General features: G+C 61.0%; 25 protein-coding genes and 1 pseudogene. 12 read left to right on the plus strand and 14 right to left on the minus strand.

Annotation, left to right across the window (positions count from 1 at the left end):
- Positions 1-12: 12 nt before the first annotated feature.
- The 4 genes from lepB to lptF form a co-directional block, all read right to left on the minus strand.
- Positions 13-867, minus strand: coding sequence for a signal peptidase I (lepB, locus tag BM321_RS02035; RefSeq protein WP_092166276.1), 855 nt, complete (start codon positions 865-867; stop codon positions 13-15).
- Positions 868-872: 5 nt separating this feature from the next.
- Complete coding sequence (gene lepA / locus BM321_RS02040) at positions 873-2672, minus strand: translation elongation factor 4 (RefSeq protein ID WP_060740809.1); 1800 nt, start codon at positions 2670-2672, stop codon at positions 873-875.
- 198 nt (positions 2673-2870) lie between these two features.
- Positions 2871-3932, minus strand: a complete 1062-nt coding sequence (gene lptG, locus BM321_RS02045) for an LPS export ABC transporter permease LptG (protein ID WP_092441365.1) — start codon at positions 3930-3932, stop codon at positions 2871-2873.
- Positions 3925-5046 (minus strand): LPS export ABC transporter permease LptF, encoded by a 1122-nt coding sequence (gene lptF / locus BM321_RS02050; RefSeq protein ID WP_092331956.1) that lies wholly within the window; start codon positions 5044-5046, stop codon positions 3925-3927. The genes lptG and lptF overlap by 8 nt, the downstream gene beginning before the upstream one ends.
- 458 nt (positions 5047-5504) lie before the next feature.
- Here lptF and BM321_RS02055 point away from each other — a divergent pair, with 458 nt between their 5' ends.
- From BM321_RS02055 to rlmF, 5 genes are all read left to right on the plus strand, one after another.
- Positions 5505-6995 carry a leucyl aminopeptidase gene (locus BM321_RS02055; RefSeq protein WP_092441366.1) on the plus strand — a complete coding sequence of 497 codons (1491 nt, stop codon included), beginning with the start codon at positions 5505-5507 and terminating at the stop codon, positions 6993-6995.
- Between the two features lie 60 nt (positions 6996-7055).
- Positions 7056-7484: a DNA polymerase III subunit chi gene (locus BM321_RS02060; protein WP_072408970.1), complete on the plus strand. Its 429-nt coding sequence runs from the start codon at positions 7056-7058 to the stop codon at positions 7482-7484.
- Between the two features lie 8 nt (positions 7485-7492).
- Positions 7493-7858 carry a DNA polymerase III subunit chi gene (locus BM321_RS02065; protein ID WP_092441367.1) on the plus strand — a complete coding sequence of 122 codons (366 nt, stop codon included), beginning with the start codon at positions 7493-7495 and terminating at the stop codon, positions 7856-7858.
- A 221-nt stretch (positions 7859-8079) separates the two neighbouring features.
- The gene (locus tag BM321_RS02070; protein WP_092441368.1) at positions 8080-10926 is read left to right on the plus strand and encodes a valine--tRNA ligase; all 2847 of its coding nucleotides are present in this window, start codon (positions 8080-8082) and stop codon (positions 10924-10926) included.
- 252 nt (positions 10927-11178) lie between these two features.
- On the plus strand, positions 11179-12204 hold the full coding sequence (gene rlmF / locus BM321_RS02080) for a 23S rRNA (adenine(1618)-N(6))-methyltransferase RlmF (protein WP_092441370.1): 1026 nt from the start codon (positions 11179-11181) through the stop codon (positions 12202-12204).
- Positions 12205-12291: 87 nt separating this feature from the next.
- On the opposite strand, the gene BM321_RS02085 is transcribed toward rlmF, so the two are convergent.
- Positions 12292-12573: an HU family DNA-binding protein gene (locus tag BM321_RS02085; protein WP_092331946.1), complete on the minus strand. Its 282-nt coding sequence runs from the start codon at positions 12571-12573 to the stop codon at positions 12292-12294.
- Positions 12574-12968: 395 nt separating this feature from the next.
- Here BM321_RS02085 and yejK point away from each other — a divergent pair, with 395 nt between their 5' ends.
- The gene (gene yejK, locus BM321_RS02090) at positions 12969-13973 is read left to right on the plus strand and encodes a nucleoid-associated protein YejK (RefSeq protein WP_092441371.1); all 1005 of its coding nucleotides are present in this window, start codon (positions 12969-12971) and stop codon (positions 13971-13973) included.
- A complete protein-coding gene (locus tag BM321_RS02095; RefSeq protein ID WP_092441372.1) occupies positions 13974-14330 on the plus strand; it encodes a glutaredoxin family protein in 357 nt (118 codons plus the stop codon).
- A gap of 121 nt (positions 14331-14451) precedes the next feature.
- On the opposite strand, the gene BM321_RS02100 is transcribed toward BM321_RS02095, so the two are convergent.
- The 5 genes from BM321_RS02100 to BM321_RS02120 all read right to left on the minus strand — a co-directional run bounded on the left by BM321_RS02100 (position 14452) and on the right by BM321_RS02120 (position 18366).
- Positions 14452-15387, minus strand: a complete 936-nt coding sequence (locus tag BM321_RS02100; protein WP_092441373.1) for a glutathione S-transferase family protein — start codon at positions 15385-15387, stop codon at positions 14452-14454.
- 79 nt (positions 15388-15466) lie between these two features.
- A complete protein-coding gene (locus tag BM321_RS02105; protein WP_060740799.1) occupies positions 15467-15790 on the minus strand; it encodes a GIY-YIG nuclease family protein in 324 nt (107 codons plus the stop codon).
- Positions 15791-15830: 40 nt separating this feature from the next.
- Positions 15831-16301, minus strand: coding sequence for a nuclear transport factor 2 family protein (locus BM321_RS02110; protein ID WP_092204097.1), 471 nt, complete (start codon positions 16299-16301; stop codon positions 15831-15833).
- Between the two features lie 87 nt (positions 16302-16388).
- A complete protein-coding gene (locus BM321_RS02115; RefSeq protein WP_092441374.1) occupies positions 16389-17717 on the minus strand; it encodes a CynX/NimT family MFS transporter in 1329 nt (442 codons plus the stop codon).
- Entirely contained in the window at positions 17707-18366 is a 660-nt protein-coding gene (locus BM321_RS02120; RefSeq protein ID WP_092441375.1) for a FadR/GntR family transcriptional regulator, read from the minus strand. The genes BM321_RS02115 and BM321_RS02120 overlap by 11 nt, the downstream gene beginning before the upstream one ends.
- A 162-nt stretch (positions 18367-18528) precedes the next feature.
- Here BM321_RS02120 and BM321_RS02125 point away from each other — a divergent pair, with 162 nt between their 5' ends.
- A complete protein-coding gene (locus BM321_RS02125) occupies positions 18529-18840 on the plus strand; it encodes a type II toxin-antitoxin system MqsR family toxin (protein WP_053213349.1) in 312 nt (103 codons plus the stop codon).
- Positions 18837-19319: a type II toxin-antitoxin system MqsA family antitoxin gene (locus tag BM321_RS02130; RefSeq protein WP_092441376.1), complete on the plus strand. Its 483-nt coding sequence runs from the start codon at positions 18837-18839 to the stop codon at positions 19317-19319. Before BM321_RS02125 ends, BM321_RS02130 begins: the two co-directional genes overlap by 4 nt.
- A 60-nt stretch (positions 19320-19379) precedes the next feature.
- Here the strand turns inward: BM321_RS02130 and BM321_RS02135 are convergent, their stop codons facing one another.
- The 4 genes from BM321_RS02135 to BM321_RS02150 all read right to left on the minus strand — a co-directional run bounded on the left by BM321_RS02135 (position 19380) and on the right by BM321_RS02150 (position 23542).
- Complete coding sequence (locus tag BM321_RS02135; protein WP_003178331.1) at positions 19380-20144, minus strand: amino acid ABC transporter ATP-binding protein; 765 nt, start codon at positions 20142-20144, stop codon at positions 19380-19382.
- Positions 20145-20155: 11 nt separating this feature from the next.
- On the minus strand, positions 20156-21253 hold the full coding sequence (locus BM321_RS02140) for an amino acid ABC transporter permease (protein ID WP_092441377.1): 1098 nt from the start codon (positions 21251-21253) through the stop codon (positions 20156-20158).
- Between the two features lie 10 nt (positions 21254-21263).
- Entirely contained in the window at positions 21264-22445 is a 1182-nt protein-coding gene (locus BM321_RS02145; RefSeq protein ID WP_092331933.1) for an amino acid ABC transporter permease, read from the minus strand.
- 65 nt (positions 22446-22510) lie between these two features.
- Entirely contained in the window at positions 22511-23542 is a 1032-nt protein-coding gene (locus BM321_RS02150; RefSeq protein WP_092441378.1) for an amino acid ABC transporter substrate-binding protein, read from the minus strand.
- A 473-nt stretch (positions 23543-24015) separates the two neighbouring features.
- On the opposite strand from BM321_RS02150, the gene BM321_RS02155 reads away from it, so the two are divergent.
- From BM321_RS02155 to BM321_RS02165, 3 genes and pseudogenes are all read left to right on the plus strand, one after another.
- On the plus strand, positions 24016-24672 hold the full coding sequence (locus BM321_RS02155) for an alpha/beta hydrolase (RefSeq protein WP_092331928.1): 657 nt from the start codon (positions 24016-24018) through the stop codon (positions 24670-24672).
- Between the two features lie 98 nt (positions 24673-24770).
- A complete protein-coding gene (gene rhlB, locus BM321_RS02160; RefSeq protein ID WP_092331925.1) occupies positions 24771-26234 on the plus strand; it encodes an ATP-dependent RNA helicase RhlB in 1464 nt (487 codons plus the stop codon).
- 115 nt (positions 26235-26349) lie between these two features.
- A pseudogene (locus BM321_RS02165) lies at positions 26350-26784 on the plus strand (ornithine cyclodeaminase family protein); the annotation flags it as partial.
- Between the last annotated feature and the right edge of the window lie 43 nt (positions 26785-26827).

A 26827-nucleotide genomic window follows, 5' to 3' on the forward strand; every position in this document is an offset into this window, starting at 1 on the left:
CGCCGTGTGGGATTACTTGATCAGGCCAACCCGCGAGAAATTCGGCAGGTGGCTGAGTTTGGGTTCCGGCCAGCTCATCCAGACCGCAAAGGCCTTGCCGACGATGTTTCGGTCCGGGACCATGCCCAGCAGGTCCTTGGGAATGTTCGGATCATCCCAGTAACGGCTGTCGTTGGAGTTGTCGCGGTTGTCGCCCATCATGAAATAGTGCCCCGCCGGCACGGTCCACGAACGGTCCGGCGTTGCGCGGTAGCGGCTCATTTCCTTGCGGATCAGGTGTTCGGCCTCGCCGAGTTTTTCCCGGTAGAGTTCGGCACTGCCCAGCGTACCCGGCTCGGAGCCGAGCAATTGTTCGGCCACTGATTCGCCATTGACGAACAGACGCTTGTCGGCGGTGTAGCGGATAGTGTCGCCCGGCAGGCCGACCACGCGCTTGATGTAGTTGACGTTCGGGTCGCTCGGGAAGCGGAACACCATGACATCGCCGCGCTGCGGGTCACCCACCTCGATGACCTTCTTGTCGATCACCGGCAGGCGGATCCCGTAGGAGAACTTGTTCACCAGAATGAAATCGCCCACATCCAGGGTCGGCTTCATCGAGCCGGATGGGATCTGGAACGGTTCCACCAGGAACGAGCGCAGCACCAGCACGATGAACAGCACCGGGAAGAACGACTTGCCGTATTCGACCAGCAGCGGTTCCTTGTTGAGCTTTTCGATCACCACACCATCAGGCTGGCTGACGCTGCCCTGATAAGAGGCGATGGCCGCCCGGCGCCGAGGCGCCAGGAACAACAGATCAAGCAACGCCAACAGGCCGCAGACAAATACGGCGATAACCAGCAACAGCGGGAAATTTAGCGACATAGGACCTAACTATCCAACCTGAGCACCGCAAGGAAGGCTTCCTGTGGAATTTCCACGTTACCGACCTGCTTCATGCGTTTTTTACCGGCCTTCTGCTTTTCCAACAGCTTGCGCTTACGGCTGACGTCGCCGCCGTAGCATTTGGCCAATACGTTCTTTCTGAGCGCCTTGACGGTTGTACGCGCCACAATCTGCCCGCCAATGGCGGCCTGGATTGCCACATCGAACATCTGCCGCGGAATCAGCTCCTTCATCTTCTCGGTCAATGCACGACCTTTGTAGTGCGCGTTGTCACGGTGCACGATCAATGCCAGGGCATCGACCTTCTCGCCGTTGATCAGCACATCCAGTTTCACCAGATTAGCCGATTGGTAACGATCGAAATGATAGTCCAGCGAAGCATAGCCGCGACTGGTGGATTTGAGACGGTCGAAGAAGTCCAGCACCACTTCGTTCATCGGCAGGTCGTAGGTCACCTGGACCTGCGTGCCAAGGAACAGCATGTCGTGTTGTACGCCGCGTTTCTCGATGCACAGGGTAATGACGTTACCCAGGTGCTCCTGAGGCACAAGGATGTTGGCCCGCACGATCGGTTCGCGCATGTCCTCGATGGCCGACAGGTCCGGCAGCTTGGACGGGTTGTCGACGTAGAGGGTTTCGCCGTTCTTGAGCAGCAGCTCGAAGATTACCGTCGGCGCCGTGGTGATCAGGTCCAGGTCGTACTCGCGCTCCAGGCGCTCCTGGATGATTTCCATGTGCAACATGCCCAGGAACCCGCAGCGGAAGCCGAAACCCAGGGCGTCGGAGCTTTCCGGGGTGTATTGCAGGGACGAGTCGTTCAGGGTCAGCTTTTGCAGGGCTTCGCGGAAATCCTCGAAGTCGTCGGAGCTGACCGGGAACAGGCCGGCATAGACCTGCGGCTGGATGCGCTTGAAACCAGGCAGCACATCGACGTCGGGGGTGGAACTCAAGGTCAGGGTGTCGCCGACCGGCGCCCCGTGGATGTCCTTGATACCCGCGATGATGAAGCCCACTTCACCGGCCTTCAGGTCGACGGTGGCGGTATGTTTCGGGTTGAAGACCCCGACGCTGTCCACCAGGTGGATCTTGCCGGTGGACTTGACCAGGATCTTGTCGCCCTTCTTCACGCGGCCATGGCGCACGCGTACCAGGGAGACTACGCCCAGGTAGTTGTCGAACCAGGAGTCGATGATCAACGCTTGCAGCGGATCTTCGATGTTGCCGGTTGGCGCGGGAATGGTGGTGACCAGGCGCTCGAGCACTTCATCCACGCCCAGGCCGGTCTTGGCGCTGCAGGTGACCGCGTCGGTGGCGTCGATGCCGATGATTTTCTCGATTTCTTCCTTCACGCGGTCCGGATCGGCCTGGGGCAGGTCGATCTTGTTCAGCACCGGCATGACCTCCAGGCCCTGCTCGATGGCCGTGTAGCAGTTGGCAACCGACTGGGCTTCGACGCCCTGGCCGGCATCGACCACCAGCAATGCGCCCTCACAGGCCGCCAGCGACCGGCTGACTTCATAGGTGAAGTCGACGTGGCCGGGGGTATCGATGAAGTTCAGCTGATAGGTGACGCCGTCGCGAGCCTTGTAATAGAGGGTAACGCTGTGGGCCTTGATGGTGATCCCGCGCTCACGCTCGAGGTCCATGGAGTCCAGGACCTGGGCTTCCATTTCACGCTCGGCCAGGCCGCCGCACATCTGGATGAAGCGATCAGCCAGCGTCGACTTGCCATGGTCAATGTGGGCGATGATGGAGAAATTGCGGATATGACTCAAATCACTCACGGATCAACACTCAAAAAGGCTGCAGGCATGGCCCGCCGAAAAATAGCCGGGAATTGTACCTGATACACCGCGCGAGTGGGAGCAAAGCTTGCTCGCGAAACAGCCACCTCGATTTCCGAAAGACCGCATCGCCCGTATCGCGAGCAAGCTTTGCTCCCACACAGCCCAGCCCTCACAGCCCCCTCGCTACGCGTGCGATCAACCCACCCGACGCAACAGCCAGACCCCGGCCAATGCGCAGACAGCCGCGGGGACCAGCACCGCAAACAGCGGCGAGAAACCGAACACCAGGCTCGACGGCCCCAACAGATCCTGGGCGATACGGAAGGTGAAGCCCACCAGCACACCGGTGAACACTCGTTGACCGAGGGTCACCGAACGCAACGGGCCGAAAATGAAGGAAATGGCCATCAACACCAGGGCGGCGGTGACCAGCGGTTGCAACACCTTGACCCAAAAAGCCAGCCAGTAGCGGCCATTGTTCAGGCCCTGGTCCGCCAAGTAGTGGATATAGCCCCACAAACCGGTAATCGACAGCGACTCCGGCGCCATCACCACGGTGCTGAGCAACTGCGGGCTGATCGACACGTCCCAACGCTCTTGCGGGGCGGCGACCACTTCGGTGCGTTTGTCATGGAACAGGGTGGTGGTGACATCACTCAGTTGCCAGTGGTCCTCGGCGAAATTCGCGCGCTTGGCGAAGCTCGCTGACAGCATGTGCCGCTGGTCGTCGAAACGATAGCGGGTCACGCCATAGAGGATGCCATTGGGCTGGACCGAGTTGATGTGGATGAACTCGTCGCCCTGGCGGTGCCACAGGCCGTGCTTGGCGCTTTGCGCATCACCGCCGCCCTGGGCCAGGGAACGGTTGGCCTGGGCGGTGTTTTCGGTGGCCGGGGCGATGTATTCGCCGATCAACACACCCACCAGCATCAGCACCAGCATCGGCTTCATCACCGCCCACACAATCCGACCAATGGACACGCCTGCGGCGCGCATGATGGTCAGTTCGCTGTTGCTGGCCAGGCTGCCCAGGCCGATCAGGCAGCCGATCAGCGCCGCCATCGGCAGCATGTCGTACAGGCGCCGAGGTGCGGTCAGCAGCACGTAGCTCGCCACGTCCGTCAGGGTATAGGTGTCGCTGACGTCGCTCATTTCATCGATGAAGGCAAACAGGGTCGCCAGGCCAAGGATGATCCCCAGCACCGCGAGAATCGCCATGAACACGCTGCTGCCGATGTAGCGGTCGAGTTTAACCACGGGCCACCTCCAGCGCGCTGCGACGACTGGCCAGTTTCAGGCGCAGCGGTTCCCAATAGAGCAGCCCCAGGCCGATGGCCAGGAAGATGCCATGCACCCACCACAAGCCCAGCGTCGGCGGGATCTTGCCCTTCTCCAGGGCGCCGCGGGCGGAAATCAGGATGGTCAGGTAAGCCATATACAGGAGAATCGCCGGCAGCAACTTGAGGAAACGGCCCTGGCGCGGGTTGACCCGCGACAGCGGGACCGCCATGAGGGTCACGATGAATACCAGCAGCGGCAACGACAGGCGCCATTGCAGCTCGGTGCGGGCACGAATGTCCTGGTTGCCCAGCAGGCTGGCGGTCGGCATCGCATCGCGATCGGTGACTTCGTCACTGACCTCGGGCTTGGGCAACAGCACGCCATAGGTGTCGTACTTGATGGCCCGGTAGTCGGCCTGCCCCGGCTTGCCATCGTAGCGATAGCCGTTGTGCAGGATCAGGTAGCGGTTGCCGTCGGGGTTGATTTCCTGCCGGCCCTTCTCGGCCACCAGCACGGAAATGCCACGGTCCTTCTTGGTGTCCGAAGACAGGTTCTTTTGCGTAATGAAGACGCCGCCCAGGTCGATCCGGTCATCCGAGAGCTGTTCGGTGTAGGTCACCCGCGTCCCGTCGCGCAGGGCCTGGAAACGCCCTGGCACCAGGGTGTCGAATTCGGTCATGGCGTCCTGCTGGTTGATCAGCAGCTGGAATTGGTTGGCGCCCTGGGGCGACAGGCTCAGGCTCAGCCAGGCCACCACCAGCGCCACCAATGTGGCCGGGAACAGGGTCATGCGAAACAGCCGTTGCTGGCTCATGCCGGTGGCCGACAGCACGGTCATTTCGCTGTCCAGGTACAGGCGCCCATAGGCCAGCAAAATGCCGAGGAACAACCCCAGCGGCAGGATCAATTGCAGGAAGCCCGGCAGGCGGAACCCCATGATCAGGAACAGGGAGCCCGGATCCAGGGCACCGGAGGCCGCCTGGGCAAGGTATTTGATGAAGCGTCCGCTCATGATGATGACCAGCAGCACGGCGCTCACGGCGCTCAGGGTCAGCAGGACTTCGCGGGATAGATAACGAAAGACGATCACACCAGACACTCCAGGGTTGTCAGGCTGGGTTTTGTATGAAAAGTGCCTGCGCGACGATCATGCAGCGTTGAAAACAGGCTCGGAATGCTCATTGACAGCCAGTCAACTCCGCTTCCTCGCCTGTTTTCGCCTTGCCTGATCGCCGCTCGGCGACTTTTCATACAAACCCTTAGGCGGCCAAACAAGCAAACGTATCGAGCCGGTCCGCCAACGCGAACCGCCGAAAAAAGAGCCGCATTATCCTGTGATTGGAGGCGCCTGTCACTTCGCACGCTTTAAACCGGTGCTTAAAGCCAAAAGTTAGCGCCGTCGAGGCTTGTCAGGCCCGGGCGCCGGGGTTCAAACTGCGGCCTTTGTCGCCGGCAAGCACCGGCGCTTCTTTGTATATAGAAGAAGCTCGCTCAGCGCGCCATTGTGTCGGCGCCTGGCCTCTTGACCATTCACTCAGGGATCCGGACATGGAACTGGTTGTAAAAAGCGTCAGCCCAGAAACGTTGAAAACCGCCACGCTGGTGGTTGCCGTCGGTGAAAACCGCAAGCTCGGCGTCGTCGCCACCCAGCTCGACAGCCTGAGCGGCGGTGCCATCAGCGCCGTGCTCAAGCGCGGCGACCTGGCCGGCAAGGTCGGCCAGAGCCTGTTGCTGCACAGCTTGCCCAACCTCAAGGCCGATCGGGTGCTGCTGGTGGGCGTGGGCAAGGACGCCGAACTGGGCGACCGCCCGTTCCGTAAAATCATCGCCGGCGTGTTGGGCACCCTCAAGGGCCTGGGCGGTGCCGATGCCGTCCTGGCGCTGGACGAGCTGGTGGTCAAGGGTCGCGACAGCTATGGCAAGAACCGCCTGCTGGCCGAGACCCTGGTGGACGGCGGATACCAGTTCGACCAGTTCAAGAGCCAGAAAGCCGAACCCCGCGCCCTGAAGAAAATCACCCTGCTGACCATCAAGGCCGCCCAGGCTGAAGTCCAGCGCGCCGTGACCCACGCCACCGCGATTGCCAACGGCATGGCCTTCACCCGTGACCTGGGCAACCTGCCGCCGAACATCTGCCACCCGACGTTCCTCGGCGAACGAGCCAAGGCACTGGGCAAGGAGTTCAAGGGCCTGAAGGTCGAAGTCTTCGACGAGAAGAAGATCAAGGACCTGGGCATGGGTTCGTTCTATGCCGTCGGCCAGGGTAGCGCCCAGCCGCCACGCCTGATCGTCATGCAATACAACGGCGGCAAGAAGTCCGAGAAGCCTTACGCGCTGGTCGGCAAGGGCATCACCTTCGACACCGGCGGCATCAGCCTCAAGCCAGGCGCCGGCATGGATGAAATGAAGTACGACATGGGCGGCGCCGCGAGCGTGTTCGGCACCCTGCGCGCCGTGCTCGAACTGCAACTGCCGATCAACCTGGTGTGCATCCTGGCCTGCGCCGAGAACATGCCCAGCGGCACGGCCTCGCGTCCGGGCGACATCGTCACCACCATGAGCGGCCAGACCGTGGAAATCCTCAACACCGACGCCGAAGGCCGCCTGGTGCTGTGTGACGCCCTCACCTACTCCGAGCGCTTCAAGCCGCAAGCGGTGATCGACATCGCCACCTTGACCGGCGCCTGCGTCGTCGCCCTCGGTGCCCACACCTCAGGCCTGCTGGGCAACAACGACGAACTGATCGGCCAATTGCTCAGCGCCGGCCAACAAGCCGACGACCGCGCCTGGCAGTTGCCTTTGTTCGACGAGTACCAGGAACAACTGGACAGCCCGTTCGCCGACATCGCCAACATCGGCGGCCCGAAAGCCGGGACCATCACCGCGGCCTGCTTCCTGTCGCGCTTCACCAAGAACCTGAACTGGGCGCACCTGGACATCGCCGGCACGGCCTGGACCAGCGGCGGCAAGGACAAAGGCGCCACCGGACGCCCAGTGCCCCTGCTGACCCAGTACCTGCTGGACCGCGCCAAGGCCTGACACCAATGACCGTCGTTGGCGTCGCCCTCGGGTGGCGCCAGCGGCGGCTCAGGAACCGCAATGACCAAAGTCGATTTCTATATCCTGCCCAGCGCCGATCCGTCGGCGCGGCTGGATTTCGCTTGCAAGCTCGTCGAAAAGGCCTGGCGGATGGGGCACCGTATCTACCTGCATTGCAGCGATGCCGCCCAGCGCGACGACCTGGACGCACGCCTATGGGCGTTCAAGGGCGAGAGTTTCGTGCCCCACGGCCCGGCCGAAAGCGAACCCGAGGGGCTGATCGTGCTGGGGCTGGGAGATGACTGCGGCCAGCACCAGGACCTGTTGGTCAACCTCGACCTGAAAGTACCGGCCTTTGCCCAGCGCTTCGCCCGTGTGGCGGAAGTGGTGGTGGAAGACCCGGCCATCCGACAAGCCGCGCGGGAGAGTTTCCGTTTCTACCGCGAACAGGGCTATCCTCTGCAAGACCACCGTTTACAGCGACTCTGAGCCCTACGATGGACACTCCAAAATCGCCACAAAAGCCCGCGCACCTGCTGGATGACCTCGAGTCGATCCGCCAACTGCTCGGCGACGACAACCTGCAACCACCGCTGTTGACCGACACGGTCGTGCCCGAGCCGGTGCATGACGAGCAGATTCCCCTGCTGTTCGATCCGATCCACGGCCAGCCCGAACCCGAGCCTGCCGCCAAGGCCGAAGCCAAGGGCCCCGACGCCCTGCTGCACCTGGACCGCGAGTTGCGCGCTGCGGCGCAGTTGATCATGCAAGACGTCATCGACGACTTCGCCCCGCACATCGAAACCGAGATCAAGCGCCGGCTGGATGCGCGGATGGAACGGTTGCTGAGCCACTACGAGTAGTTTTCCTGCCTCACAGTGGACACCTTGTGGGAGCCGAGCTTGCTCGCGATAGCGGCGGGTCAGCCTGCATCATTGTCGGATGTGCCGCCGCTATCGCGAGCAAGCTCGGCTCCCACAGGACTCGGCAGTGCTCACACTCTCTGCGCCTGTGGCTTGCACCAGCCCCGCCCGCTATACTTCCCGGCTTTTCCTGAATAAATGCCAATAAGGTCCCGCCGCGCATGGATAAGACCTACCAGCCGCACGCCATTGAAACTTCCTGGTACAACACCTGGGAGTCCGAGAATTATTTCGCTCCGCAAGGCGCGGGCGATTCCTACACCATCATGATCCCACCGCCGAACGTCACCGGCAGCCTGCACATGGGCCACGGCTTCAACAACGCGATCATGGACGCCCTGATCCGTTTCCGTCGCATGCAAGGTCGCAACACCTTATGGCAACCGGGTACCGACCATGCCGGTATCGCCACGCAGATGCTGGTGGAACGCCGCCTCGAAGCCCAAGGCCAGAATCGCCACGACCTGGGCCGCGAGAAATTCCTCGAGAAAGTCTGGGAATGGAAAGACGAGTCCGGTGGCAACATCAGCCGCCAGATCCGTCGCCTCGGCTCGTCCGTGGACTGGAGCCGCGAGCGCTTCACCATGGACGACGGTCTTTCGGAAGCGGTGAAGGAAGCCTTTGTGCGCCTGCATGAAGACGGGCTGATCTATCGCGGCAAGCGCCTGGTCAACTGGGACACCAAGTTGCACACGGCCATTTCCGACCTCGAAGTGGAGAACCACGACGAGAAAGGTTTCCTGTGGAACCTTAAATATCCCCTGGCCGACGGCGCCAAGACCGCCGAAGGCAAGGATTACCTGATCGTCGCCACCACGCGTCCGGAAACCATGCTCGGTGACGCCGCCGTGGCGGTGAACCCGAACGACGAGCGCTACCAGGCCCTGATCGGCAAGTTCGTCGAACTGCCCCTGGTTGGCCGGCGCATCCCGATCATCGGCGACGATTACTGCGACCCTGAATTCGGCACCGGCTGCGTGAAAATCACCCCGGCCCACGATTTCAACGACTACGAAGTCGGCAAGCGCCACAACCTGCCGCTGCTGAACATCTTCGACAAGAACGCCAACGTGTTGCCGGCGGCCCAGGTGTTCAACCTCGACGGCACGCTGAACGAAAGCGTCGACGGCACGCTGCCGGCCGAATACGCCGGCCTGGACCGCTTCGAAGCGCGCAAGCAGATCGTCGCCGCATTCGAGGCCGCCGGCCTGTTGGTCAGCGTCGACGATCACGCCTTGAAAGTCCCGAAAGGCGACCGCTCCGGCACCATCATCGAGCCGTGGCTGACCGACCAGTGGTACGTGTCCACCAAGCCGCTGGCCGAGCCGGCGATTGCCGCCGTGGAAGACGGCCGCATCCAGTTCGTGCCCAAGCAATACGAAAACATGTATTTCTCGTGGATGCGCGACATCCAGGATTGGTGCATCAGCCGTCAGCTGTGGTGGGGCCACCGCATCCCTGCCTGGTACGACGAATCGGGCAAGGTCTATGTCGGTCGCGATGAAGCCGAAGTCCGCGCCAAGCACAACCTCGGTCCGGACGTCGCCCTGGCGCAGGACAACGACGTCCTCGACACCTGGTTCAGCTCGGGCCTGTGGACCTTCTCGACCCTGGGCTGGCCGCAGCAGACCGAGTTCCTGAAGAAATTCCACTCCACCGACGTGCTGGTCACCGGTTTCGACATCATTTTCTTCTGGGTCGCCCGGATGATCATGTTGACCATGCACCTGGTGAAGAACGAGGACGGCACGCCTCAAGTGCCGTTCAAGACGGTCTACGTCCACGGCCTGGTGCGCGACGGCCAGGGCCAGAAGATGTCCAAGTCCAAGGGCAACGTCCTGGACCCGCTGGACATCATCGACGGCATCGACCTGGAAACCCTGGTGCAGAAACGCACCTCCGGCCTGATGCAGCCGAAACTGGCGAAGAAGATCGAGAAGGCCACCCGCGAAGAATTCGCCGAGGGCATCGCCAGCTACGGCACCGATGCCCTGCGTTTCACTTTCTGCTCGCTGGCGTCCACCGGTCGCGACATCAAGTTCGACATGGGGCGCGTCGAAGGCTATCGCAACTTCTGCAACAAGATCTGGAACGCCGCGCGCTACGTGCTGGATAAAGGCGAAGACTGCGGCCAGAACGGCGAAACCTACGAGCTGACCCTGGCCGATCGCTGGATCATTTCCCAGTTGCAACGCACCGAAGCCGAAGTGACCCGCCAACTGGACCAGTTCCGTTTCGACCTGGCCGCACAAGCCTTGTACGAGTTCATCTGGAACCAGTACTGCGACTGGTACCTGGAGCTGTCCAAGCCGGTGCTGTGGGACGAAAACGCACCGGTCGAGCGCCAGCGCGGCACCCGTCGCACCCTGGTTCGCGTGCTGGAAGTGGCCCTGCGCCTGGCGCATCCGTTCATGCCGTTCATCACCGAGGAAATCTGGCAGCGCATCGCACCGCTGGCGGGCATCCAGGGCAAGACGATCATGCTGCAACCGTGGCCGGTGGCCAACGAGACCCGCATCGATCCGGCAGCCGAGGACGACATCGAATGGCTCAAGACCTTCATGCTGGGCCTGCGTAACATCCGTGCCGAAATGAACATCGGCCCAGGCAAGCCGCTGACCCTGTTCCTGAAGAATGCTGGCGCCGAAGACCTGCGCCGCCTCAACGAAAACGAGGCGCTGCTCAAGAAGCTGGCGAAGCTCGAGTCGGTGACGGTGCTGGCGGCTGGCGAAGAAGCGCCACTGTCCGCCACCGCACTGGTCGGCGAGATGGAAGTACTGGTGCCGATGGCCGGCCTGATCGACAAGGCCGCCGAGCTGGCGCGCCTGGACAAGGAAATCCTGCGTCTGAAGGGTGAAGTCCAGCGGGTCGGCGGCAAGCTGTCCAATGCCGGTTTCGTTGACAAGGCTCCGGCCGAAGTCATCGAGAAGGAACGGGCCAAACTGGCCGAGGCCGAGCAGGCCCTGGGCAAGCTGGCCGAACAGCATGGGCGGATCTCCAGCCTGTAACAGCGGTTCGTCACTGAAGAGGGAGGCCCTGGCGGCCTCCTTTTTTCTGCCTGGCACTTTCCTCCTCGTGCTGCCCTCCTGTGGGAGCGAGCTTGCTCGCGATAGCGGAGGGTCAGCTTGCATCAATGCTGGATGTGTCGCCGCCATCGCGAGCAAGCTCGCTCCCACATTTGAACTGTGCAGTCATCAAGACCAGGCTGGATGTGGGACAATACCCGCCACTTTTTGAGCCATCCCCGAATCGACCCGCCCATGACTGCCCCTCGCTCCCCAAAACCTGTCCGCCAGAAGCCCAAGCCCGCCATCGAGGCCAAACCTGTGGCGCCGCGAGAGAAGGCCAGCCTGCACCCGCGTAACCGTCACCAGGGCCGCTACGACTTCCCGGCGTTGATCAAGTCCACGCCTGAATTGGCCAAGTTCGTGATCCTCAATCCGTACGGCAAGGAAAGCATCGACTTCGCCAGCCCCGACGCGGTGCGGGTATTCAACCGGGCGCTGCTCAAATCCTTCTATGGCATCGCCCATTGGGACATTCCAGCCGACTACTTGTGCCCCCCAGTGCCTGGTCGCGCGGACTATGTGCACTTCCTCGCCGATCTGCTCGCCAGTCATAACGACGGCGAAATCCCTCGGGGAGCGGCGGTGAAGGTGCTGGACATCGGCACTGGCGCCAACTGCGTCTATCCGTTGATTGGCTACAGCGACTACCGCTGGCACTTCCTTGGCTCGGAGATCGATCCGACCGCCATCGCCTCGGCCAAGGCCATTGTCCAATCCAACGGCTTGAGCAAGGCCATCCAGTTACGCCAGCAAGCCGACCGCAAGCAGATCCTCCTAGGCCTGCTGGAGAATGGCGAACGGTTCGACCTGACGATGTGCAACCCGCCGTTCCACGCCTCCCTGGAAGAAGCCACCAAGGGCAGCCAGCGCAAGTGGCGGGCACTGGGCAAGGCCGATCCGAAGCGTAAGCTGCCAGTGCTGAATTTTGGCGGCCAGGCCGCGGAGTTGTGGTGCGAGGGTGGGGAAGCCCGGTTCGTGACGCAACTGGTCGGCGAGAGTGCCCAGGTGGCCGGGCAAGTGTTGTGGTTCAGTACCCTGGTGTCGAAGGCGTCGAACCTGCCGGCGATTCAGGCCGCGCTGAAAAAGGCCGGGGCGCTGCACAGCCACGTGGTGGAGATGTCCCAGGGCCAGAAGCAGAGCCGTTTCGTGGCCTGGACCTTCCAGACCGAGGCGCAGCAACAGGCGTGGCGCCAGTCGCGTTGGGTTCGCAAGGGCTGAATCGGCATAGCGCCACAGACCACTTTTCCAAGGCAATAAAAAACCGTGCCCGGATCGCTCCGAGGCACGGTTTTTTTTACAGCGATCTTACTTGTTGACCGCGTCGGTCAGGCCTTTGGCCACAACCAGCTTGATCACTTTCTTGGCAGCGATTTCGATGGCAGCGCCAGTCGAAGGGTTACGGCCGGTACGGGCAGGACGCTCGGTGACTTTCAGCTTGCCAACACCTGGCAGAGTGATTTCGCCGCCATTTTCCAGCTGATCAGCCACGATTTGGCCCAGTTGGTCCAGCAGAGCACGCACAGTAGCTTTTGGTGCGTCTACAGCTTCAGACAAATCGCCGATCAGTTGGTCTTTAGTAAGAGCCATGTAGTGTTCCTTCCCTATCAAATTCATATGGATTGCAGAGTGCAGTGTCAGCCATCGAGCCCGATCTCTCTGGATCAGGCACCCTCGGCAATCACCACGACGGATCGGGGTAATAGATGCCGAAAACCGGGTTTGGTTCGACCTGACAAATGCTGAATGCACGCTTAACGCAGTGACTTCGCGTAAGACCGGGCAAAACTAGCACAACGCCTCTGAAATATCCGCCTCTAGCTACCCATTTGGTCAGCTTTCTTGCGCTAAAACGTTAAAAAAATGCATATAGGCAGTCGGACGGGCCTGAAAAGGCCTTTGCAGGGTTCCAAAACCAGTGATTGCGGTACACTGGGCCTTTTTCGGGGAGCACGCCCTCCTCTCTTTCATCAGCCGAGAAATCCATGCCGATCCGTCATTGCATCGTCCACCTGATCGACAAAAAACCCGACGGCACCCCTGCCGTGCTCCACGCCCGCGACTCCGAACTGGCAGAGTCCGCGGCCATCGAGAACATGCTCGCCGACCTCAACGAAAGCTATAACGCCAAGCAAGGCAAGGCCTGGGGTTTTTTCCATGCCGAGTCCGGGGCACATCCGTTCAGCGGCTGGCTGAAGGAGTACCTGGACGGCGGGAAGGATTTCACCGCGTTCAGTCGAGTGGCGGTGGAACACCTGCAAAAACTGATGGAAGAGTCCAACCTGTCGGTGGGCGGCCACGTGTTGTTCGCGCATTACCAGCAGGGCATGACCGACTACCTGGCCATCGCCCTGCTGCACCACAGCGAAGGCGTGGCGGTGACCGATGAATTGGACGTGACCCCGTCCCGCCACCTGGACCTGGGCCAGTTGCACCTCGCGGCGCGGATCAACGTGTCGGAATGGCAGAACAACAAGCAATCGAAACAGTACATCTCGTTCATCAAGGGCAAGAACGGCAAGAAGGTCTCGGAGTACTTCCGCGACTTCATCGGCTGCCAGGAAGGCGTCGATGGCCCCGGCGAGACCCGCACCCTGCTCAAGGCCTTCAGTGACTTCGTCGAAAGCGAAGACTTGCCGGAAGACGATGCCCGGGAAAAAACCAAGACCCTGGTGGACTACGCCAGCAGCCAGGCCAAGCTCGGCGAGCCCATGGGCCTGGAAGAACTGTCCGAGTTGATCGACGAAGATCGCCCGAAAGCCTTCTACGACCACATCCGCAACAAGGACTACGGGTTGTCGCCGGAAATCCCGGCGGATAAACGCACCCTCAACCAGTTCCGTCGCTTCACCGGCCGCGCCGAAGGCTTGTCCATCAGCTTCGAAGCGCACTTGCTGGGCTCCAAGATCGAATATGACGAGGAAGCCGGTACGTTGATCATCAAGGGGTTGCCGACGTCCTTGACTGATCAGCTCAAGCGCCGTAACTAAATGCTCGCCGGGGTGCTGAAGAAATGCCTGCTGGTTCTGCTGGTGGTGGTGGCTTACCAGAACTGGGGCAAGATCGAGCGGGTGTTCAACCCGTCGCAGATGGTTTCAGAACAGATTCGCAGCAATGCCCGCGTGGTGCTGTATGCCACCGACTGGTGCGGCTACTGCAAGGCCACCCGACGGTTCCTGGATGAGAAAGGCGTGCCGTTTCGCGAGTTCGATATCGAGAAAGATGCCGAAGCACGCAAGGCCTACGAGGCACTGGGCGGCCGGGGAATTCCGATTCTCGATGTGAATGGCACGTTGATTCGTGGGTACGAGCCGGAGAATATTCTCAAGGCCTTGTCTGCCATCTAGTCATCGTGGCAAATCCCCTGTGGGAGCGAGCTTGCTCGCGATAGCGTTGGATCGGCGTGCATCAATGCTGGATGTGTCGCCGCCATCGCGAGCAAGCTCGCTCCCACAGGTCATTCGTCGCTCAGCGAGCCTCGATCCGAAACCCGAACCGCGGAAAGTGCACATGCACCACCCCGCCACGCTCATCTTCGCGACGCAGAATCAACTCTTCGCTACCCGCAAACAACAACTCCCCTGCCACCGGATCAACGCCATAGTCCGTCGCGGCGATGGTCACCTGCTGCCCTGCCGTGAACCCGTTCGGCTCTTCGAATGACTCATCCGGCAGCGCGGCCGGTGTCGCGTTGCGGGCAACGTCCAAAGCTTCTTCGGCACTTATCTGGCTCGACGCACCATGGCCGAAACCCAGCACCCGTGCCAACCATGCCGAAACGGCCGGATACGCGTCCACCAGCGGCGAGGTCACCGGGGTGCCCTTGAGGAACCACAGCGGATGGGCCATGGCGAAGTCGGCAATCGACGGATCACCCAACAGGAAATCGCCCTCCTCGCGCTGCAAGTGCTGCTCCAGGCGCGCCATGATCGTCGGCCACTGGTGCTTGGCCTGCTCGACAGGCAAGCGCGTGGTCGTACCGCCACTGAACAGCCCGGCGCGGTCGCTGATGAACGCCTTGATGGCTTCAGGCGATAGCTTGGCGAAACGCACCGCCACCGATTCAGGCTGGAACACCAGGCTCACCGCATGCTGAAACACCACCGAGTCGGCCCAGGCGGCAAAGGACGCAGCCAGCATTTCCCGGCCTTCGGGGAACAGGGCCGGCGAGGCTTTTTCCTGCTCCAGCCGTCGGGCGATCAGGGACGTGTCGCAATAGATGTCCGCGCCAATCTGCAATACCGGCGTCTTGCGATAGCCGCCTGTCAGTGCCGTCAGGTCAGGCTTGGGCATCATTGGCGGTATGCTCACCGAACGCCAGGACAGGCCCTTGAAGCCCAGCAACAGCCGGGCCTTTTCCGCGAAAGGAGACGTTGGGTAATGATGAAGAATCAGCTCTGACATGAGATTCGCCACTGCAGGAATGAAGTCTTGCAGCTTAGCGCGCCTGACCGGGCCAGCCTACCGGCCTGATAAAGGCCTATCAACCAGGCTGATGAAGCGACAGCGCACTGGCCACCAGGCATTCCTTGGCGCTTTTCTTGAGCTTTTTGATCAGTCGCTCCTGGCGCAGGGCCTCGCCCTTGTCGCGACAGGCCTCGGTATACACCAGGGCCACCGCCGGGCTGGACAGGAAGAAGCGCGCGCCCTTGCCGCTTTGATGCTTGGCGAAGCGCCGCACCGGGTCATCACTGATGCCGCAGTACAGCGAGCCATTGGCGGCCCGCACCAAGTAGACGAACCAGGGTTTGTCCGCTTCGGCGGGGCCTTGCGCAGGCAGATCGGGAGAGAGGTCGGCGGTCGTCACAAGATGTTCAACAGGTGGGCAAAGACAAGCCGCAATCTTATCAGCGACTGGCCTGGAACGCCCGCAACCCCTTCAGCGCCTGGGCTCTGACGGCGTTGCGCACCAGCGGCGTCCACCCCAGCAGCAGGCCCTTGGCGCCCAGCGCCTGGCGGGACCAGCGCCATAGATCGAAGCTGTCATGGTGCTCGCAGATCTTGCCATCGCGAAACACGAAGCGCGCCTGGATGTCGTTGATCACGATGTTGCCGGTCTGGCTGAACAGGTACGTCGCCACCCAGTGAGCACCGCCGGTACGCTCGTCGCTGCGCACGTTATCGAAGGTCAGGGAAAAGTCCTTGGCCCGGGTCGTCAACATGCGCCACATGTCGCCGGCATCGCGTCCGCGCAGCTCGCCAAACGCCGGATCGCTGAACAGCACGTCGTCGGTGTAGCAGGCGCTCATGGCGTCGGCGTCCAGGCGCTGGAAGGCCTGATAAAAACGGGTGATCAAGGCGTTGTGGGCATCACTCATGGACCGGCTCCGAAAAACGTTTCAGTAGGCCTGCACGATAATCTGCCAACGCATGGAAAACTATCGTCATTCGCCATGAAAATGATATCAACGAAGGTCGGTGACTCTTTCGCTTTCGACCCCGACGTACAGCGCCCGGCCTGCGCCGATGCCCGCGACGATCGCCCCCAGGCCAACCAGGCCGAAGATCCAGCCGAGGGCGTTCCAGCCCCCGGTCAAGTCGTGGACCACCCCCACCGCGAAGGGCCCCAGCGACGCCAGCGTATAACCGAAGCCCTGGGCCATGCTGGACAGGTTGGCGGCCACATGGGCATCCCGCGAACGCAACACGATCAGCGTGAGCGCCAGGCTGAATGTCGCGCCCTGCCCCAAGCCCAGCAATATCGCCCAGCCCCACAAGCCATCGATGGGGGCATAGAGGCAACCGAACAGCCCGCCCAGGGTCATGACCATGACGATCACGATGGCCAGGCGCTGGTCCTTGCCACGCGTGGCCAGCCAGGGCGCCGCGAGGGAGCTGATCAATTGCACGATGACCGAGCCGGACAGCACGAGCCCGGCCTGAGTCGGGGTCAGGCCACGTCCAATCAGGATCGAGGGCAGCCAGCCAAAGACGATATAGGCCAGTGACGATTGCAGCCCCATGTACAAGGTCACCTGCCAGGCCAGGGGATCACGCAGCAAGCCGCGGACCCGGTACGCCACCTGATGGGCGCCGTGTTTCTGGCCCACTTGCGGCAACCAGAACACCGCGGCCAGCAGCGCCGGGACCACCCAGAACCCCAGACCCAATGCCCAGCTGTGGCCAAGGTGTTCGCTCAACGGCACTGTCGCCCCGGCCGCCATCGCCGCGCCCAGGCACAGCGCCATGGTGTAGACACCGGTCATGGCGCCGGCCTGTTTGGCGAAGTCGCGTTTGACGATGCCCGGCAGCAGCACGCCGATCACGCCGATGCTCGCACCGGCCAGGATACTGCCGGCGAACAGCCCAACCTGACCGAACGCACTGCGCAGGACAATCCCGCCCGCCAGTGTCAGCAAGATCCCCAGCACCACGCGCTCGGCCCCGAAGCGCCGCGCCAGCACTGGCGCCAGCGGCGCGAACAGGCCCAGGCAAAGCACTGGCAACGTGGTCAGCAAACCGGCCTGGGCAGCCGACAGGCCAAGGCTTCTTGACACTTCGCTGAGCAACGGCGCCATGCTCGACAACGCCGGACGCAGGTTCAGCGCCACCAGGATCAGCCCGAGCAGCAACAGCCAGGGCCGGCGCATCAACGGCTGACTCTGCTGGACCTGGGCGTCGTCGGCTTCGGCGTCGATCAACAATTCTTCAAGTTCGGCGGCGCGTTTGCACGCCGTCGTGGTGGCAGGGTCAAGCGAATCGCGGGACATGGAAAACTCGGGTTCAGGGTTCATTGATCAACTGCCGGCACAGGGCCTTGGCCTGCTCCGGGTCTTGGCGTTCGACCGCTTCGAGCATGTCGACGTGCAGGTCGAACACATGCTGATGGCGAGGGACAATATTGAGGCTCTGGCGCAACTGCGCGCCGATCACGCTGGAAAAGTAACGATAAAGCTCGCTGAGCGTTGGATTGTGCGCGGCATCCACCAGCAGGCGGTGGAACACCAGGTCGCAGGCGATGTAGTGCTCCAGGTCGCCGTGGTAATGCTCGCCACTGGCCTGGAGCGCCTTGCGCAAGGCCAGCAAGTCTTCTTCGGTGCGCCGCAGCGCGGCCAGGCCGATGGCCTCGACCTCGAGGATATGCCGGGTTTCCCGGGCCTGATCCAATGAACAGCGCGACAGCACCTTGAGGGTATCGAGCGGGTCCACCGTCGCCCGTACATAACTGCCGTCGCCCTGGCGGATCTCGATCAGCCCGGAAAACGCCAGCACACGCATGGCTTCGCGCACGGTATTGCGGCTGATACCCAGCTCGGCCACCAACTCGGGCTCGGTGGGCAAACGCTGGCCCACGATCCACACGCCATCACTGATGCGCTGGCGCAGTTGGTCCAGAGCTTGGTCGACCAAGGATCGCTTAATTAATGGAGAAATATCTGACACTAACCCACCCTTTCATCCAATCATAGGATGAATTTTCTGACATGTTAGTCAGCTTCGCGTAGGACGGCAACCGCCTAGGTCAACGGGAGGTAAAGAAACGAGATTTTCGATTAGTCAAAATTACCCTTTGAGGGTAATTTCAAGGACAAGGCACGCCGTTCTATGGAAAAGAACACACCCCACTACGCCTTGGCGGCGATACAGGCAGATGTCAGGCGGCTTAAAGGGAAAGCTTTCACCAGCACTGCAAAGAACACTGCTCGGACGCTCGGTTTAAACGTCTCGGACATGCAGCAGGTCATCCATGGGCTTGAGCGAAAACAGTTCTACAAATCGATGACCACCTATGACGATCATCGAGTCTGGCATGACGTCTACCACGCCAATTCACACGGCCTGCAGATTTACCTGAAGGTGACGTACCGCCCCAGCGGAGGCCCACCGGTCATTTCCTTCAAGGAGAAAAACTCATGAAACACCAGCAATGCTTCAGCTGTGGTGCCCCGGAAGGCATGTTGCATTTCGAAGGTCGCGGCGAAACCATGAGCGTCAAGGGACTGGAACGCCGGGTCGATGACTTGTCTGGCTGGGAATGTCAGATGTGCGGCGAAGTCGAGCTCGATTCAAGCTGCTCGGATCGCTACGACCACGCAGGTGATGAGCTGGTCAACGCGGCCAGGCGAATGATCGGCGAAGAGATCAAACATGTCCGGCGCAAACTGCATCTATCGCAAAAGGAAGCGGTACTGCTGCTATCGGGCGGTGGACACAATGCGTTTTCCCGCTACGAGCGCGGCGAGGTAGTGCCACCCAAGGCGTTGATCTTGCTGATGCGCCTGCTTGATCGCTATCCGCATTTGCTTGCCGATGTCCATGCCTTCGCTGAAGACGCAGACTTGCGACAATTCAAAACGACGGTGCACAAGGAACACGAGACCCTCACGGCTTGCTGAGCGGCCCATTAAAAACAAACCCGGAACACGTCCGGGTTTATTTCACTGCCTAAGACTGGATCAATGCAGAATCTGGCTCAGGAACAGCTTGGTGCGGTCGTTCTGCGGGTTGTCGAAGAAGTCGTTCGGCGCGGCCTGTTCGACGATTTCACCTTTGTCCATGAAGATCACGCGGTTGGCCACGGTGCGGGCGAAGCCCATTTCGTGGGTCACGCAGAGCATGGTCATGCCGTCTTCGGCCAGGCCAATCATGGTGTCCAGCACCTCTTTCACCATTTCCGGGTCAAGGGCCGAGGTCGGCTCGTCGAACAGCATGATTTTCGGTTTCATGCACAGGGCACGGGCGATGGCCACACGCTGTTGCTGACCGCCGGAGAGCTGGCCCGGGTACTTGTGCGCCTGCTCTGGAATGCGCACGCGCTCCAGGTAATGCATGGCGATTTCCTCGGCCTTGCGCTTGGGCATCTTGCGTACCCACATCGGCGCCAGGGTGCAGTTCTGCAGGATGGTCAGGTGCGGGAACAGGTTGAAATGCTGGAACACCATGCCGACTTCACGGCGGATCGCTTCGATCTGCTTGAGGTCGTTGGTCAGTTCCACGCCGTCGACCACGATGCGACCCTGCTGGTGCTCTTCCAGGCGGTTGAGGCAGCGGATGGTGGTGGACTTGCCGGAGCCCGACGGGCCGCACAGCACGATGCGCTCGCCCTGCTTGACGTTCAGGTTGATGTCTTTCAACACATGGAACTGGCCATACCACTTGTTGACGCCCTGCATCTGAATAATGCCTTCAGGGCTCACAGGCTGTTTGATCGCTTCACTCATAAACTACGCTCCTAACGCTTGTGGCCAGTGTCCAGCTTGCGTTCCAAATGCATGGAATAGCGGGACATACCAAAACAGAAAATCCAGAACACCAGGGCAGCGAACACATAGCCTTCGGTGGCCATGCCCAGCCATTTCGGGTCGGCGGCAGCTTGTTTCACGCTGTTGAGCAGGTCGAACAGGCCGATGATGATCACCAGGCTCGTGTCCTTGAACAACGCAATGAACGTGTTGACGATACCCGGGATCACCAGCTTCAGGGCTTGCGGCAGAATCACCAGGCCCATGCTGCGCCAGTACCCCAGGCCCATCGCCGCGGCCGCTTCGTACTGGCCCTTGGGAATGGCTTGCAGACCGCCACGCACCACTTCGGCCACGTAGGCCGACTGGAACAGGATCACCCCGATCAGTGCTCGCAGCAGCTTGTCGAAGTTCATGCCTTCGGGCAGGAACAGCGGCAGCATCACCGACGACATGAACAGCACCGTGATCAACGGCACACCGCGCCAGAACTCGATGAAGGTCACGCAGACCACCCGGATCGCCGGCATGTTCGAACGCCGGCCCAGGGCCAGGACGATGCCCAGCGGCAGTGCGCCGGCGATACCGACGGTGGCGATCACCAACGTCAGCATCAGGCCGCCCCACTGGCTGGTCGCCACGGCATCCAGACCGAAAACGCCACCGTGCAGCAGGCACCAGGCAATGATCGGGTACAGCACCAGGAAGCTCAGGCCGTAGATCGCCTTGCGCGGGAAGCGCGAGATGAACAGCGGCGCTACACCGAGTACCGCCAGCCACACGGTCAGGTCTACGCGCCAGCGCAGGTCCGTTGGGTAATAGCCGTACATGAACTGGCCGAAGCGCTGCTGGATGAACACCCAGCAGGCGCCCTCCTTCGTGCAGTCGGCGCGGGTGGTACCGACCCAGTTGGCGTCGAGGATCGCCCAATTCAGAATCGGTGGAATCACCAGGTAGATCAAGTAGAACGCAAACAACGTCAGCAAGGTATTGAGCCAGCTGGAGAACATGTTCGCGCGCATCCACGCCACCACGCCGATGCTGTTGCTCGGAGGGGGCATGTCAGGTTTGAAAGTATGGGATGTCATGCGCGTTTCCTCACCGCTCGATCAGCGCAATGCGCTTGTTGTACCAGTTCATCAGCAAGGAAATGCTGATACTGATCGCCAGGTACACACTCATGGTGATCGCGATCACCTCGATGGCCTGGCCGGTCTGGTTCAACACCGTACCGGCAAACAGCGAAACCATTTCCGGGTAACCGATACCGGCCGCCAGCGAAGAGTTTTTCGCCAGGTTCAGGTATTGGCTGGTCAACGGCGGGATGATCACGCGCAGGGCTTGCGGGATGATCACCTTGCGCAAGGTCGGACCGTTGCGCAGGCCCAGCGAGTGAGCCGCCTCGGTCTGGCCATGGCTGACCGACTTGATGCCCGAGCGCACGATCTCGGCGATGAACGCCGCGGTGTATACGGTCAAGGCCAGGGTCAAGGCCAGCAGCTCGGGAATCAGTACCCAACCACCGACGAAGTTGAAGCCCTTGAGCTGCGGCATCTCCCAATGCACGGGAGCGCCGAAGATCAACGCGCACAACGCCGGAATCACCAGGAACAGCGCCAGACCCACCCAGAATTTATGGAATGGCTCGCCGGTCGCTTCGAAACGCTTGTTGGCCCAGCGGGTCATCAGCACGATGGCGACAATCGCCAGCACGACACTGGCCACGAACGGCCAGAATCCGTCTGCCACCAGCGCTGCCGGCATGTTCAAGCCGCGGCTGCTGACAAAGAAGGTGTCGCCGAAGTTATGGCTGTTGCGCGGCCCCGGCATGGTCAGGAACACCGCGAAATACCAGAACAGGATCTGTAGCAGCGGTGGGATGTTGCGGAAAACCTCGACATACACGGTCGCCACTTTGGCAATGATCCAGTTTTTCGACAGTCGGGCCACGCCGACAATGAAACCAAGGATTGTTGCCAGGATCACGCCGATGAACGTCACCAGCAGCGTGTTGAGCAACCCGATGACAAAGACGCGGGCATAGCTGTCCGCTTCGGTGTAGTCGATCAGGTGTTGGGCAATGCCGAACCCGGCACTGCGCTCCAGGAAGCCGAAACCGGAGGTGATGCCCCGGTGCTGGAGGTTGGTCTGCGTGTTGTCGAACAGAAACCAGCCCAGCGAAATGACCGCCACGATGGTGACGATCTGAAATACCCACGCACGCACTCGTGGATCGCTGAGGCTGAGCCTCTGCTTAGGTGCGCCGATTGAATTTTGCATGAAGTGCCCCGCAAGGAATGGAACAGAACATCACCCGGTGGTTGGCCCACCGGGTGATAGAACCATCAGCGCACTGGTGGTGCGTATTGAATGCCGCCAGCGTTCCACAAAGCGTTCAGGCCGCGGTCGATTTCCAGCGGAGTGCTCTTGCCGAGGTTGCGCTCGAACATTTCGCCGTAGTTACCGACTTGCTTGACGATTTGCACGACCCAGTCCTTCGGCAGTTTCAGGTCCTTGCCGTATTCACCGTCGGCACCCAGCATACGGGCGACGTCCGGGTTCTTGGTGGACTTGGCTTCGGCTTCGACGTTCTTCGAAGTCACGCCAGCTTCTTCAGCGTTGAGCAGGGCGTAGCCGGTCCAGCGGACGATGGCCAGCCACTCGTCGTCGCCATTACGCACGACTGGGCCCAGTGGCTCCTTGGAAATGGTTTCCGGCAGGACCACGTAGTCCTTCGGCGCAGCCAGCTTGCTACGTTGGGCGAACAGTTGGGACTTATCGGACGTCAGCACGTCGCAACGACCGGACTCCAGCGACTTGGCGCTTTCATCGGAGGTGTCGAAAGTGATCGGGGTGTACTTCAGGCCGTTGCCACGGAAGTAGTCGGAAACGTTCAGTTCGGTGGTGGTACCGGCCTGGATGCAAATGGTTGCACCATCCAGTTCCTTGGCGCTCTTGACGCCCAGCTTGTTGTTAACCAGGAAGCCAATACCGTCGTAATAAGTGATGAAGCCTGGGAATTTCAGGCCCATGCCCGCGTCACGGGAGCTGGTCATGGTGGTATTGCGCGAGAGCATGTCGATTTCGCCCGATTGCAGGGCGGTGAAGCGCTCCTTGGCGTTCAACTGGCTGAACTTGACCTTGTTCGCATCGCCAAATACCGCAGCGGCAACGGCGCGGCAGAAGTCAGCGTCGATACCGACGATCTTGCCGGTCGAATCAGGTACCGAGAAACCCGGCAGGCCATCACTCACACCGCATTGCACAAAACCTTTCTTCTTCACGGCATCCAGGGTTGCACCCGCCTGAGCGAACCCGCTGACACCGAGTACTGCTGCTGCAGTCACGACTGCCAGGGTGGATTTCAGTAACTTCATTCAAACCTCCAGTTTTGCTCTTGTTGTGTCGGAGCTCGAGTCCTGTCGCACCCTTTTGAGGCATTGCCGACCCTTGTTGGCTTTTTTTAGGGTCAACCGACGTCTGGACCTTCGCTATGAGTCTAATAATGAGAATGTCCGTAAACAGTGGTCATCCCCATCTCTCACCAATCGGCCGAACGGGCTGTAGCCCTTCACGTTCGCGAAGCCCGTAGCGGCTGCTGGCGAACATTCATCACCGGATTTCTGATATCCCATGCGACGCGTCTAACTGATAGTGTTACCGCGCAGCGTAAGAATCATCACTCAGCTACACCCATAGCAAAGCCCGTACCAGACCGCTACGCTTGGGCCATCTAGAACACGTCAAGACAAAAACTTTCAGCTTTGCGACATCTAATTAACTGAGGCACCGGGAGCGCACTGTAATCACGCACTGATTGGGCGCACCCGCACAGATTTGGAGCACGACCATGACCGACCCCTTGATTCTCGAGCCCAGCGGCACTGTTGACGCGTGCGTTATCTGGCTCCACGGCCTGGGCGCCGATCGTTATGATTTCCTGCCGGTGGCCGAAATGCTGCAGCAAAAACTGCTCACCACACGTTTCGTTCTACCCCAGGCGCCGACCCAGCCAGTCACGATCAACGGCGGCTATGAGATGCCCAGTTGGTACGACATCCGCGCCTTGAGCCCGGCGCGGGCCATTGATGAACAACAACTCGAAGCCTCGGCACAACGGGTCATCGACCTGGTCGAAACCCAGCGAGCCAGCGGAGTAGACGCCTCGCGGATTTTCCTTGCCGGTTTTTCCCAAGGAGGCGCGGTGGTCTATCACACCGCCTTCGTGAAATGGCAGGGGCCACTGGGCGGCGTGATCGCGCTGTCTACTTATGCACCGACGTTCAGCGATGAACTGCAATTGTCGGCCAGCCAGCAACGCATTCCAGTCCTGGCCCTGCACGGCCAATACGACGAAGTGGTACTCAACCCGATGGGCCGGACCGCAAAAGAGTATTTAAAGCAGCATGGTGTCACCGTGACATGGCAGGAATACCCAATGGGCCACGAAGTGTTACCCGAGGAGATTCATGACATCGGCACCTGGCTGGCCGAACGGTTGCGCTAAGAGGCCAAACGCCACGCCGGTCCTTTGACGATCCCACTACGCCGCGCCCGTTTCTTGCATTACACTGGCCGGCGTACATTCCTTAACCAATCGATGAGATGACCGTGCTCAAAGCACTCAAGAAGATGTTCGGTAAAAGCGAGGCCGAGCAACTCGCGCCTGGCTCCACTGCGCCGACCCACGGCCCGAGCCGTACCGATGCGCAACAACCGCGCCGGACGGCCCCCGTCGCACAGGCGAAAAAAGAACCCGTCGCCCAGCCTGTTACGCCCCCCGAGCCCGAGACACCACGCAACGAAGCCCCCCGGCCGCGCCGCGAACGCGCACCGAAACCGCCGGTCGTCGCCTGGAAACTCGAGGACTTCGTCGTAGCACCCCAGGAAGGCAAGACGCGCTTCCATGACTTCAAGCTCGCCCCGGAACTGATGCATGCCATCCAGGACCTGGGTTTCCCATATTGCACGCCGATCCAGGCGCAGGTGCTGGGCTTCACCCTCGCCGGCAAAGACGCCATCGGTCGCGCCCAGACCGGCACCGGCAAGACCGCCGCGTTCCTGATTTCCATTATTACCCAGTTGCTCCAGACCCCGCCGCCCAAGGAACGCTACATGGGCGAACCACGGGCGCTGATCATCGCGCCGACTCGCGAGCTGGTGGTGCAGATCGCCAAGGACGCCGCCGACCTGACCAAGTACACCGGCCTGAACGTCATGACGTTCGTGGGCGGCATGGATTTCGACAAGCAGCTCAAGCACCTCGAAGCCCGCCATTGCGACATCCTGGTCGCCACGCCGGGCCGTCTGCTGGACTTCAACCAGCGCGGCGACGTGCACCTGGACATGGTCGAAGTGATGGTGCTGGACGAGGCCGACCGCATGCTCGACATGGGCTTCATCCCGCAAGTGCGCCAGATCATTCGCCAGACCCCACCCAAAAGCGAACGCCAGACCTTGCTGTTCTCCGCTACCTTCACCGAGGACGTGATGAACCTGGCGAAGCAGTGGACCACCGACCCGGCCATCGTCGAGATCGAAGCCGAGAACGTCGCCAGCGAAAACGTCGAGCAACATATCTACGCAGTCGCCGGTGCCGACAAGTACAAGCTGCTCTACAACCTGGTCAACGACAACGGTTGGGAGCGCGTGATGGTGTTCGCCAACCGCAAGGACGAAGTGCGGCGCATCGAAGAACGCCTGGTGCGCGATGGCGTCAACGCGGCCCAACTGTCGGGCGATGTGCCACAGCACAAGCGCATCAAGACCCTCGAAGGTTTCCGCGAGGGCAAGATCCGCGTGCTGGTGGCCACCGACGTGGCCGGTCGCGGCATCCACATCGACGGGATCAGCCATGTGATCAACTTCACCCTGCCGGAAGTGCCGGATGACTACGTGCACCGTATCGGCCGTACCGGGCGTGCAGGCGCCGCGGGTGTATCCATCAGCTTCGCCGGTGAGGATGACTCCTATCAGTTGCCGTCCATCGAGGCGCTGCTGGGAAAAAAGATCAATTGCGAAACCCCGCCGACACATCTGCTTCGCCCGGTTGAGCGCAAGCGCTCCTGACCGTCGCGACAACGAACAAAAAGCGCAGCCCTGAAGGCTGCGCTTTTTTTTCGCCCGGGATTGCCCGAATAAACTAAAGTCCATAATAGACAAATTAGTTTAAAAACAGGAACGTGCCTCGCTCACCGGCCTGGACCCGCGCCTGCAAATCGCCGACACCCTCGAAACGGCGCTGCACGACGCCGACGTGGTGATGCTCTGCACTTCGTCCGCCAAAGCTGTGCTCGACCCGCAGACTTTGGACAAACCGGCGCTGATCACCTCCATCAGCACCAACGCCCCGCGCGCCCATGAAATACCGCCTCAGCGCCTCAATGATATGGACGTGTTCTGCGATTATCGTCAGACCACGCCGGACTCGGCTGGTGAAATGTTGAACGCTGGCGAACAGCACGGCTGGGAGGCGTCGCGTATCGTCGGCGACTTGCCTGAATTGCTCAGCGAACACGTGGCGCGTCCCGACTACCAACGCCACATGTTCTTCCGCTCCATCGGCCTGGGGCTGGAGGATGTTGCGCTGGCGAATGCGCTGTACCGACTTCGCACCTGACACACCACATCCCCTTGTGGGAGCGAGCTTGCTCGCGATGGCG

Origin of the sequence: Pseudomonas sp. NFIX10, assembly GCF_900111955.1 — a bacterium.
GTDB lineage: Bacteria > Pseudomonadota > Gammaproteobacteria > Pseudomonadales > Pseudomonadaceae > Aquipseudomonas > Aquipseudomonas fluorescens_AA.